Origin of the sequence: Endozoicomonas sp. SCSIO W0465, assembly GCF_023716865.1 — a bacterium.
GTDB lineage: Bacteria > Pseudomonadota > Gammaproteobacteria > Pseudomonadales > Endozoicomonadaceae > Endozoicomonas.
In genome coordinates this window covers 780,163-792,483 of the sequence record NZ_CP092417.1, presented here as the reverse complement: position 1 = coordinate 792,483, position 12,321 = coordinate 780,163, and the positions used below count along the sequence as shown (strand labels likewise).

General features: G+C 51.4%; 9 protein-coding genes. 2 read left to right on the top strand and 7 right to left on the bottom strand.

All coding sequences use genetic code 11. The features are described from left to right. The first annotated feature begins 279 nt into the window (after positions 1-279). A complete protein-coding gene (locus MJO57_RS03405) occupies positions 280-1,239 on the top strand; it encodes a universal stress protein (RefSeq protein WP_252022959.1) in 960 nt (319 codons plus the stop codon). Between the two features lie 22 nt (positions 1,240-1,261). Here the strand turns inward: MJO57_RS03405 and MJO57_RS03400 are convergent, their stop codons facing one another. Continuing rightward, positions 1,262-1,696, bottom strand: coding sequence for a cytochrome c5 family protein (locus tag MJO57_RS03400; RefSeq protein ID WP_252022958.1), 435 nt, complete (start codon positions 1,694-1,696; stop codon positions 1,262-1,264). Positions 1,697-2,110: 414 nt separating this feature from the next. Here MJO57_RS03400 and MJO57_RS03395 point away from each other — a divergent pair, with 414 nt between their 5' ends. Further along, positions 2,111-2,515 carry a thioesterase family protein gene (locus MJO57_RS03395; protein ID WP_252022957.1) on the top strand — a complete coding sequence of 135 codons (405 nt, stop codon included), beginning with the start codon at positions 2,111-2,113 and terminating at the stop codon, positions 2,513-2,515. A 104-nt stretch (positions 2,516-2,619) separates the two neighbouring features. Here the strand turns inward: MJO57_RS03395 and MJO57_RS03390 are convergent, their stop codons facing one another. From MJO57_RS03390 to MJO57_RS03365, 6 genes are all read right to left on the bottom strand, one after another. Continuing rightward, on the bottom strand, positions 2,620-3,621 hold the full coding sequence (locus MJO57_RS03390) for a C45 family peptidase (protein ID WP_252022956.1): 1,002 nt from the start codon (positions 3,619-3,621) through the stop codon (positions 2,620-2,622). A 266-nt stretch (positions 3,622-3,887) separates the two neighbouring features. Further along, positions 3,888-4,364 (bottom strand): transcription elongation factor GreA, encoded by a 477-nt coding sequence (greA, locus tag MJO57_RS03385; RefSeq protein ID WP_252022955.1) that lies wholly within the window; start codon positions 4,362-4,364, stop codon positions 3,888-3,890. Continuing rightward, positions 4,361-7,621, bottom strand: a complete 3,261-nt coding sequence (carB, locus tag MJO57_RS03380) for a carbamoyl-phosphate synthase large subunit (protein ID WP_252022954.1) — start codon at positions 7,619-7,621, stop codon at positions 4,361-4,363. The genes greA and carB overlap by 4 nt, the downstream gene beginning before the upstream one ends. Before the next feature lie 27 nt (positions 7,622-7,648). Further along, entirely contained in the window at positions 7,649-8,797 is a 1,149-nt protein-coding gene (gene carA, locus MJO57_RS03375) for a glutamine-hydrolyzing carbamoyl-phosphate synthase small subunit (protein ID WP_252022953.1), read from the bottom strand. 297 nt (positions 8,798-9,094) lie between these two features. Further along, positions 9,095-9,898: a 4-hydroxy-tetrahydrodipicolinate reductase gene (gene dapB / locus MJO57_RS03370; RefSeq protein WP_252022952.1), complete on the bottom strand. Its 804-nt coding sequence runs from the start codon at positions 9,896-9,898 to the stop codon at positions 9,095-9,097. A 252-nt stretch (positions 9,899-10,150) separates the two neighbouring features. Beyond that, positions 10,151-11,725: a hypothetical protein gene (locus MJO57_RS03365; RefSeq protein ID WP_252022951.1), complete on the bottom strand. Its 1,575-nt coding sequence runs from the start codon at positions 11,723-11,725 to the stop codon at positions 10,151-10,153. Between the last annotated feature and the right edge of the window lie 596 nt (positions 11,726-12,321).

Sequence of the window (12,321 nt, the reverse complement as noted above, 5' to 3'; positions counted from 1 at the left end):
GGCTCGCACCTTTGCACTCAGACTGCCTCCGCACAGCCCCTCGCGGGACTGCACTTGCCTTAAGCTAGTGGTTGTCATCAGCAGGCGTCTTTACCGCCAGTCAGATGTAGGTTCTCCCACAGGGGACTTTCACCCCATCAGTTCATGCCCATGCCGGGCGTACCAAGTCTGTAGCAACAGGTTTCGTAGCAGAATTCCGGGGTTACCAACAGAATATCAGGCAAGGTGACCAATTCCTGCGATACTGAGTAGGGTTGTTATTGGTTTGAGACTAAGTTGATGCATGCTTTTCGTTCGATTCTTCTGGCTGTTACCCGACAACACACCTCGGATATGGAGCTACAGCAGGCCTTTCGATTGGCTCTGGATAACCGGGCCACGTTACTGATCGCCCTGTTTGATCAGAGTCTGGAAACTCTGAACCATCTGCAATTCATCCCGCTGGAAAAAAAACTGGAAGACCACCTCAGGCAGCAACTTGCGGATGAGCTTGAACAGCTGAAGGCCATGGCCTGGGAACAGGGTATTGAAGCGGAGACATTAATTGTTCCCGGACGCCCCAGGCAAGCTATCCATAAGGTGATAAAAGCGCATCATATTGACCTGGTCATCAAACTGGCGGATACCAGTGGCGCCCTGACTCGTAAGCAGTTAACCGGCAATGACCTGGCTTTGCTCAGAAAATGCCCGGTTCCGGTTTTGATGATGGCAGATCGGGATCAACTCCCGCAATTTAATAGCAAAATCATGGTGGCCATGGATGCTGGCGACCCGGACTCAGATGCCCATGACCTGAATCGTACGCTCCTGCAGTACGGGGTCTATCTGGCCAGCCAGGAAAAGGCTGAGCTGCATCTGGTCAGTGTCTGGAATGTCCCTCTCGGGAGACGCTCCCTGAAAACATTGTCTGATGAAGAGCTGTATGAATTACAGGAAATAACCCAGCGGCGCTACCACAACAAATTGCAGGAAATCATGCAGGAAGTCGGAGTGACCGAGCAGGATGAACAGCAGTCAGTAACCATTCACTTACTCAGAGGCAACCCTGCAGCCCAAATCCAACAACTGGCCAATGAGTTAAATGTTGATGTGATTGTAATGGGAACGCTTGGCCGCCATAAGGAAGGTATTCTGGTGGGAAATACGGCTGAAAACATCATGAACAGTATCTACTGCTCAATACTGGCAGTGAAACCGGAAGGATTTATCAGTCCACTGGCAAAAGCTGCCAGTAGCTGATCATAAAACCTGAGGTAAGCAGTCAGGGCTTGAGGCCACTCATGTATTCAATAGAAATACTGATCTCTTCATCAGAACAATCCATACAGGTACCTTTGGCAGGCATGCTGCGAATACCGTTGATGGCATTGGAGAGCAGGCTGCTGAATCCACCAGCAGTTTTCTCTGCAGCTTGCCATGCAGCAACATCATCCTTTTTCGGTGCACCTAACAGGCCGGAACCATGGCAGGCCACACAATACTGGCTGTAAATGGCATCACCACTTCTCGGGCCGCTGCTGGAGCTTGCTGCTATCCCGGCAGTACTGGCACACTCTTCACCGGCAAGACACACAGAACCGACGGGAGCAAGACGCTGGCTTATCTCACCGCGAGTAGTTGAATCAAGGTCTGCAGTCGGCTTGGCAAAGACCAGCGACGCAAATAGTCCCCCGACTAGCAGAATCAAAGCACGCATATGAGTTCCCCGTGACACTCGCTTGTCCTCTTAAGGCGATTAATGGCTATCTTGTTTTAGGCGTTACATGAGCTGGTGCTGCCAGAGCTAATAGAAAAAGTAGCTTAAGACTCGTTTATAAGCTTTCGCCTGTGTAGCCGAATTATTTTAGACAATGGGATTATAGATCAATTGCCATTCCTAAAACAGCGGTTTATACGGTGCAGACTTCGGTAATCCTTATGGCTTGCTTTTGTGAAGTACCTTGCCCGGGGTTAGAGCTGTGATACCAGAAAGGCTCCAGTATTTTGTCTGCTGGACTTTGAAAACACTTTGAAAACACTTGAAACTCATACACATCAGGATACTCTTACCGTTTTTCAAAATGGTTGGGTCCTGGCCAGTTCAAGCCGTTCATTTTCGGGAGAGTAAACCATGCCATTCAGTCTGGAGATGAAAGTTCGTGACTATGAGTGCGACCTGCAGGGAATCGTCAACAACGGTGTTTACTTCAACTATCTTGAGCATGCGCGGCATGAGTTTCTGCACGCTCATGACATTGATTTTGCCCGGTTGGCAGCAGAGAAGATTAATCTGGTGGTGTTGAGAAGCGAGCTGGATTACAAAATATCGCTGGTGCCCGGGGATGAGTTTTATGTAGAAGTAGTACCCGTGCGACTTTCCAAACTTAAATTTGGCTTTAGGCAGCAAATCTTCCGTAAACGGGATAACAGGCTGGCTATTGATGCATTGGTCATCGGCACATCGTTGAATGCTAAAGGAAGGCCTTTTCTCTCTGAGGACATTGAACGGGTATTTCCACTTACTGAAAAAGCATAACGACAAAAGACAGGAACGTCAGATCTGACGTTGATGTTGATCTAGCGCCGCCAGTAATGGATAAAACTGACAGCGCACCAAAGGGGGAAGGTACACCCGATTTTTTAGTCAAAAGCGTAACTGTCAAATCCTACTCCCGGATCAAAACCTTCCCTTAGTAACATTTGTCGTTTACCAAGATCCATCAACAGCGTCACCAATGTACCACCATATCCGGTTAACTCATGGTAGCTATAGGGGCGAAGAATCGGGTAGGGCTGCTCATTCTCATTGAGCAGTCGCTGCATGGTGTTCAGGTTTAACCCGGACGTTTGCTGAATTGCCCCCCGCAGTTTTTCCAGTCGGGTCTCTGTGCAGGGACGTGACGATGTGGGCTGCGCCTGCCCGGCTTGCAGATAGTGATTGGTATGAAGATAGACCGACTGCTCCGTTGACTGAAACCAGGGCTGATCAGGTGCCAGCTCTACGGCAATGGATGTATGTTGATCGGCTACTATCACATGGCTGGCTTTGCCTGATCCATATTGATTGATCAGATCTCTGGCCTCCTGCAGGGACTGGCATTCAAGCAGAGCCCTGAGCAGGAAATGCACCGGCAGGCCGGTTAACTTCTGATTGGCAGGCAGAATATTGAGACAAACACCAAGCCCGGCGGAATTCATGCCGATTTTGGCCAGCATTCCCGGCTCGGTCATGGTCAACAGCCGATGCCCCGATTCCAGCTCAATATCGGCCAGTGCTAATTGGCCTTGCAAAGCCCGGGCCCAGTCCCAGTTCTGTCCCAGTAAGCCCTGTTGAGGAAAAGCGATGACTGAACATTCAGTGGGGACGGGGGATGACATGAGTTCACTGCGGCCATTGATGCAATAAATCCAGAATGGTTCAACACCAGACGCTTCCGCTATGGCATCCATTTCAACCCGGTATTCAGGTCTGAATGCCATTAACGGTTGCATCAGCAGGTTCACATGGTTCTGCAGCCTTGCCCTGTCACCTGAGAATTGGGCGCGATAATAATCCAGGGCGGTGTTGATCTCTTCACGCATCAGCTCACCATGAAGGTATCCACGTTCTCTGGCTGATCCTTTTAACTGCAATTTTTTCATCAGCGGTAATCCTGTACTTTGTACTATCTATTGTTGCCCTGCTGACAATGACTTTGGCAAGTGTTTGGCCAAAGTTCTCTGGCGTCCTTTTCCAAGACCAAGCCCTGTTGATAATAGTTCATCAATGCCTGCTCAACATTGGCATCATAATGAACGGTTCAATGACAAGGAGATAAGACTGAAGTCATAATGTTGATAGCTTGTTTTTCTGAATACTAAAAACGGCACATAAAGTGCCGTTTTTAGTTAATCAATTTTCTGACCAGTCAAACATGCTTCACTTCATCAATCTCATACTCAACACCACCGGAAGGCGTGTTAACCACCACCACATCCCCTTCTTCCTTGCCGATCAGGGCCCGGGCAATCGGAGAGTTCACAGAGATCTTGTTCACTTTGATATCCGCTTCATCGTCACCGACAATCTTGTAGGTGACCTCCCGGTCATCATCCAGGTTGATCAGTACAATCGTGGCACCGAACAGCACCTTGCCGGTCTTGGCGATAGAGGTAATATCAATTACCTGGGCATTGGAGAGCTTGGCCTCAATCTCGTTGATGCGACCTTCGGCAAAGCTCTGCTGCTCGCGGGCAGCATGGTATTCAGCGTTTTCCTTAAGGTCTCCGAGCTCCCGCGCTTCGGCAATCGCCGCAGAAATACGAGGACGTTCCACCCCCTTCAAATGAGCCAGTTCCTCACGGAGGGCTTTTTCACCCTCCACCGTCATGGGAATTCTTTTCATCCAACGTTACCTTCGTGTAAATCCTGAAGCCGTCTGACCAATCTTTCTGACCCAAAGGCGATCGAACGTGCAATCGCTTCTGCTCCCGCCATGGTGGTTGTATATAGCACCTTATTGGTCAGTGCAGAGCGACGGATCAGGTAAGAATCGGCAATGGCCTGACGACCTTCAGTAGTGTTGATCATGAAGGCTATATCACCATTGACGATCATGTCCACCAGATGCGGTCTTCCCTGATGCACTTTGTTGATGGTGGTAACCGGCAGACCCGCTTCTTCAATCACTTTCGCAGTGCCGGACGTGGCCAGCAGCTCAAAGCCGATATCCATCAGCAGACGTGCAACCATGGGGACCTCAGGCTTATCGAAGTCACGCACCGTGAGAATCACCTTACCACCGCTGGGCAGCTGCATATTCTCTGCCAGCTGAGCCTTATGGAACGCTTCCGGGAAGGTTGCCCCCACCCCCATCACTTCACCGGTGGATTTCATTTCCGGGCCGAGAATCGGGTCCACACCGGGGAACTTATTGAAGGGGAATACCGCTTCTTTGACACTATAGTATGGAGGAACAATCTCAGTAGTAAAGTTCAGTTCTTCCAGCGTTTTGCCCATCATGACCCGTGCCGCAATCTTGGCCAGAGAGTGGCCGATGCACTTGGACACAAATGGAACGGTTCGGGAAGCCCTTGGGTTCACCTCAATCACGTACACCAGGTCATCCTGAATCGCCAGCTGCACATTCATCAGGCCCACAACACCCAGTTCCAGTGCCATGGCCCGAACCTGCTCACGGATTTCGTCCTGGTGACGACGGTTCAGACTGTAAGGCGGCAGCGAACAACTGGAGTCACCGGAGTGAATACCCGCCTGTTCGATGTGCTGCATGATCGCACCAATAACCACACGCTCACCGTCACAGACCGCATCAACGTCCACTTCTACCGCCCGGTTCAGGAAGGAGTCCAGCAGCACCGGGCTGTCGTTGGATACCTGAACAGCGTCTTTCATATAACGCACCAGCTCATCTTCGCCGGCGACGATTTCCATGGCACGGCCACCCAGTACATAGGACGGTCGAACCACCAGTGGATAACCAATCTCTGCCGCTTTGGCCACCGCTTCCTGTTCACTGCGAACCGTTGCATTAGCAGGCTGCAACAAACCCAGTTTCCGGATCATCTGCTGGAAGCGCTCACGGTCCTCCGCACGGTCAATGGCTTCAGGGCTGGTACCGATAATCGGCACACCTTCGGCTTCCAGGGCACGAGCCAGTTTCAGCGGCGTCTGGCCACCGTACTGAACGATCACACCGGTGGGTTTCTCAACATCGATGATGGCCAGAACGTCTTCCAGGGTTACCGGCTCAAAATAAAGTCGGTCAGAGGTGTCGTAATCGGTAGAAACGGTCTCCGGGTTACAGTTCACCATAATGGTTTCGTAACCGTCTTCCCGCGCCGCCAGTGCCGCATGGACACAGCAGTAGTCAAACTCGATCCCCTGACCGATACGGTTTGGACCACCACCAATCACCATGATCTTGTCACGGCCGGAAGGCTCGGCTTCACACTCTTCGTCATAGGAAGAGTACATGTACGCTGTCGTAGACTGGAATTCCGCTGCACAGGTATCCACCCGCTTGTAGACCGGCCTGACCTGCTGTTCACGACGATAGTTGCGTACCTCGGCTTCGGTAATACCCAGCAGTTCAGCCATACGGGCATCGCTGAAGCCTTTCTGCTTCAGACGGAACAGGCGCTCTTTCGACAGAGAGGCCAGACCTTTGCCATTAACAGCGTCGTTAGCCAGCAACGCTTCTTCATTCACCAGATCCTGAATCTGTACCAGGAACCAGGGATCAATCATGCACTCAGCAAAGATCTCCTCCAGAGTCATACCGGCACGGAAGGCATCTGCAACGTAGTAGATACGGTCAGCTTTTGGCGTCACCAGTTCCCGGCGGATTCGGGTCAGGGCCTCTTCACGCTCCGCATCAGAGCAGGCATCCAGTTTGCTATCAAACATGGAGTTAAAGCCCGTGGCACCGGTTTCCAGGCCGCGCAGTGCTTTCTGCACGGACTCCTGGAATGAACGACCAATGGCCATTACCTCACCCACCGACTTCATCTGAGTGGTCAGACGGTCATCAGCCTGGGGGAACTTTTCAAAGGCAAAGCGAGGAATTTTGGTAACTACGTAATCGATGGATGGCTCAAAAGAGGCTGGAACCACACCACCGGTGATCTCATTGCTCAGCTCATCCAGGGTGTAACCCACCGCCAGCTTGGCCGCCACACGGGCAATCGGGAAACCGGTAGCTTTGGAAGCCAGGGCAGAAGAACGGGATACCCGTGGATTCATCTCAATGACCACCATACGTCCCGTATCCGGACAGATACCGAACTGTACGTTGGAACCACCGGTTTCCACACCAATCTCACGCAGTACCGCGATGGAGGCGTTACGCATGATCTGGTATTCCTTATCAGTCAGCGTCTGGGCTGGCGCGACGGTAATGGAATCACCGGTATGAACCCCCATGGGGTCAAAGTTTTCGATGGAGCAGACAATGATACAGTTGTCATTGCGGTCACGGACCACCTCCATCTCGTACTCTTTCCAGCCAATCAGCGACTCATCAATCAGCAGCTCATTGGTGGGAGAAAGGTCGAGACCACGGAAGCAGATCTCTTCAAACTCTGCCTTGTTGTAGGCAATCCCACCACCAGTGCCGCCCATGGTAAACGACGGACGAATAATACAGGGGAAGCCAACCTGATCCAGAACAGCCCGTGCGTCTTCCATGGTATGGGCAATACCGGAGCGAGGCGTTTCCAGACCGATATTTTTCATGGCCTGGTCAAACAGCTGACGATCTTCCGCTTTGTCGATCGCCTGCTGGTTGGCGCCAATCATGGTCACGCCATACTTTTCCAGCACACCTTTATGGAAAAGATCCAGGGCGCAGTTCAGTGCGGTCTGACCACCCATGGTGGGGAGAATCGCGTCAGGGCGCTCTTTTTCGATAATCTTTTCCACGGTCTCCCAGCGGATCGGCTCAATATAGGTTGAGTCCGCCATGGCCGGGTCGGTCATGATGGTCGCCGGGTTGGAGTTGACCAGGATGACCCGGTACCCCTCTTCCTTCAGCGCTTTACAGGCCTGCGCTCCGGAATAGTCAAACTCACAGGCCTGGCCGATAATAATTGGACCAGCCCCGAGTATCAGAATACTTTCAATATCAGTACGCTTTGGCATCTTGTTCTCACATCAAAACGGGGTTGGTTACTTTGCTGCCTTCAGCATCTCAACAAAACGGTCAAACAGCCCGGCTACATCGTGGGGGCCTGGGCTCGCTTCCGGGTGCCCCTGGAAGCTGAAAGCAGGACGATCGGTTCGCTCGATTCCCTGGAGACTGCCATCAAATAACGACTTGTGGGTTGCTTGCAGGTTATCAGGCAAAGAGTCTTCAGCTACTGCGAAACCGTGGTTCTGGCTGGTGATCATGACCTGTCCGGTCTTGAGATCCTGAACCGGATGGTTGGCACCGTGGTGACCAAACTTCATCTTCTCGGTCCTGGCACCACTGGCCAGGGCCAGCAGCTGGTGACCCAGGCAGATACCAAATACAGGCACTGCGGGAGAGGATGTGTCCAGAATTTCCTTGATGGCGGCAATGGCGTAATTGCAAGGCTCGGGGTCACCCGGGCCGTTAGAGAGGAAAACACCATCCGGATTCAGGGCCAGGACCTCGCTGGCCGGCGTTTTGGCCGGCACAACGGTAAGGCGACAGCCCCGCTGAGCCAGCATGCGCAGAATGTTTCTCTTAACACCAAAATCGTAAGCCACTACGTGGAAAGGCAGATCCGTCACGTCGGCATGACTGTCGGTCTCCAGGCTCCAGACACCTTCTGTCCAGGCGTAAGGCTGGTCAGTGGTCACTTCTTTGGCCAGATCCATACCTTTCAGGCCCGGGAATTCACGAGCCCTGGCCAGTGCCCTGGTTTCGTCAGCTTTACCAAGGGCGTCGCCAGCAATAATACAGCCGTTCTGCGCCCCTTTTTCCCGAAGAATCCGGGTCAGCCTGCGGGTATCAATGCCGGCGATGGCGACAATGTTGCGGGACTTCAGATAGTCATCCAGTGACATTTTGCTGCGCCAGTTGCTGGCCAGCAGTGGCAAGTCCTTGATGACCAGACCTGCCGCATGGATTTGTGGAGATTCTTCGTCTTCCGGAGTAATACCTGTATTACCAATATGGGGATAGGTGAGCGTAACGATTTGGCGGGAATAGGAAGGGTCAGTGAGAATTTCCTGATAACCGGTCATTGCCGTGTTAAAAACCACCTCACCACTGGTTTCACCATCAATACCGATGGCAATTCCCCGGAAAATACTGCCATCTTCCAGAGCTAAAACAGCCGTCTTAGTCAAAGGATCCTCCCGAACTTGAACCTGAGCGTTTTATGCCCGAACGCTATGATGTCCCACAGTTTGCAGACCCAAAAAAAGCGAGATGTTTTAAAAAACCATCTCGCTTTTGATCACGCATTCTGTTGCCAGCACCATAAATTCAATGCAAATTTTTCTCATTTTATCACAGCAACTCGAACTTGTCCATCATTATTTCAGAACAACCATTCAAATCCCATCATCATACACCCATCAAATTTTCCCACTGTGGGCATGAATACCTGAAGCGTAACCAAGGCTTGAACAATGTAATGGGTATTACTTCAGGCCCAGCACATCCTGCATATCGAACAGGCCGGACTTTTTGTCGGCAAGGAAATGGACCGCCCGCAAGGAACCCCGGGCATAGATCACCCGGCTGCTGGCTTTATGGGTGACTTCAATTCGCTCACCTTCACAGGCAAACAGTACGGTATGATCACCAATCACATCACCGGCTCGAACCGTTGCAAAGCCAATGGTTTCACGATCTCTTGGCCCGGTATACCCTTGACGACCGTAAACCGCACACTTCTGCAGGTCACGTCCCATGGTATCTGCCACCACTTCACCCATTTTCAACGCCGTTCCGGAAGGAGAGTCCACCTTGTGGCGATGATGCGCCTCAATGACCTCTATATCTGCATCATCACCCAGCACTTTTGCCGCCATCTCCAGAAGCTTGAATACCAGATTGACCCCGATACTCATATTAGGTGCAAAGATGATGGCCGTATCGTCTGCCGCTTTTGCGAGCTCCGCTTTCTGATCATTGCTCAAACCCGTGGTGCCAATCACAATACCTTTCCCCTGCTGTCGGCACAGTACAACATTCTGCATGGTCAACTCAGGCGTCGTGAAATCGATCAGAACGTCAAAATCGTTGACGGCTGCCGCCAGGTTATCCGTTAATGGCACACCCAGTGCGCCAACACCAACCAAATCCCCCGCATCCACCCCCAACAGGCTATCACCAGGCTGGATAATTGCTGCTCCCAGCTGGCATTGCTGATCAGCAGCAACGGCTTCCACAAGCATTCGCCCCATTCTTCCGGCGGCACCTACAATGGCAACTCTGGTCACGTCACACTCCCTCTGGCATTTTGATCGTTGGCAATAAATCGTCCGTAGTCTATCGAACTCTGAAGCTTAGAAGCATACTTTCTGCACAATTTACTCACTCACTGCCTGAACTTTCTAACTTTTTCAACAATCACCATCCAAAGGTCAACAAGCTTAAGAGTCGCCATCAGAAATTTCTACAGGCTTTCGTTTTGGTATGTCGAGCTGACTAAAGAAGGTTTTTTGTGTTTGCCTGCTTTCACTGACTTCTATTTAGACGGACTGTTCTGCCACCCACAATGGAGCCTGGTCGTTGATGCGATGAGGTAGTGAAGTTAATACTGTTGCCTCTTCTTTTATCACTCTTATCTCATCGCCCTGGGTGTTATCCGATCGCTGTTTCAGGAAGGCTTCCACTTTCGCCTTTCCCGGTAGGCCCTTGCAATGAAACATGGGGGAAATGTTGTTGATCAGTACCCGGTCAAGTGGCTTGTCCTTAACGGCCTCATCAACGCCCTGCCATCCTTTTTTCAGGCAGCCCAACTTGAGAAAGGCTTCCACTCTCGCCTTTTCCGGTAAACCTTTGCCAGAACACATAGAGGAAATGCTGGAGACCAGTGCCCGATCGAGCGGCTTGCCCTTAACAGCCTCATCAATGCCTTGCCACCCCTCTTTCAGGCAGTCCAGCGTCAGGAAAGCTTCCACTTTTTCCTTTTCCGGTAAGCCTTTGCTGGAAGACATAGAGGAAATTTTGGCGACCAGTGCCCGGTCAAGTGGTTTGTCCTTAACAGCCTCATCAATGCCCTGCCATCCTTTTTTCAGACAGCCCAGCTTCAGGAAGGCTTCCAGTTTCAGCTTTTCCGGTAAGCCTTTGCGATGACACATGGAGGAAATGTGGGTGACCATTGCCCGATCAAGCGGCCGGTCCTTAACGGCATCATCAATGCCCCGCCATCCCTCTTTCAGACAGTCCAGCTTCAGGAAGGCTTCCAGTTTCAGTTTTTCCGGAAAGCCTTTGCCATGATACATGGAGGAAATGTGGGTGACCATTGCCCGGTCAAGCGGCCGGTCCTTAACGGCATCATCAATGCCCTGCCATCCCTCTTTCAGACAGCCCAGTTTCAGGAAGGCTTCCACTTTCCTCTTTTCTGGTAAGCCTTTACCACAACACATGGAGGAAATGTGAGTGATCAGTGCCCGGTCGAGTGGCTGGTCCTTAACGGCCTTATCAATGCCCTGCCAACCCTCTTTCAGGCAGCCTAGCCTCAGGAAAGCTTCCACTTTCGCCTTGTCCGGTAAGCCTTTGCTATGACACATGGAGGAAATGCTGGTGATCAGTGCCCGGTCGACCGGCTTGCCCTTAACGGCCTCATCATTGCCCTGCCATCCCTCTTTCAAGCAGCCCAGCTTCAGGAAGGCTTCCAGTTTCTGCTTTTCCGGTAAACCCTTGCCATTACACATGGAGGAAACGTTGGTAACCAGAGCCCGGTCGAGGGGCTGGTCCTTAACAGCCTCATCAATGCCCTGCCATCCCTGTTTCAAGCAGTCCAACTGCAGGAAGGCTTCCACTTTCACCTTTTCCGGTAAGCCTTTGCCATTACACATGGAGGAAATCTTGCTGACCAGTGACCGGTCGAGTGGCTTGTCCCTAACAGCCTCATCAATGCCCCGCCATCCCTCTTTCAGGCAGCCCAGCTTCAGGAAGGCTTCTAACTTCACCTTTTCTGGTAAGCCTTTGCTATTACACATGGAGGCAATCTGCTTTAAAAACGGGCTGGCAGCAATTGATGCTACATCACCATCTTCCATGGCCGTGAACAGGGTTATGCTGCGCTTGGTATACAGCATACTGGTTAAACAGCCAGTGTTGTTCGTTGTTTTGCCAATAGCCGAAAAAAACACATTGGATTTTACAAAATACCCTGAACATACCTGATACTCTGTAACAATATTAAATCGCTCAAGTTTTGAAAAGAGAGTAGGCAGGGGAGGATTACCTCTGTTCATGGATAACTGAATACTCCTCCCCTCAAGCGTTTTCAGTAATGTGCTGGCGCCAGACAATACAGTTTTGACGACTGGGTGACTCAGGTTTGACGTTATTTGCTGTTGATGAGTGGCGGTAAACTTTGCAATGATTTCGCTGTAATCTGGCTCCCGATCAATACTTAACAGCTCAGGTCGCTCTGTCGGATGTCCAGCAGAAAATAAGGAAGAGGAATCTTCACCCGGTTCAATACCCATTGGCTGTGGGTGGATGAAAATCACAGAGTGAGGAGCACGATTATTATGCTTCACCAGTGGTACAGTTGAAGCCCGCTCAGTGGATGTCGATGTGCCAGTCTCTTCGGTATTCACACGTTGCCGGCACCTCCGTTTTTTCGAAGGCCGTTTCGATTCACGCAACTGTGGTCTGAATTCCGCTTGATTTTGCCCGTTTTCCG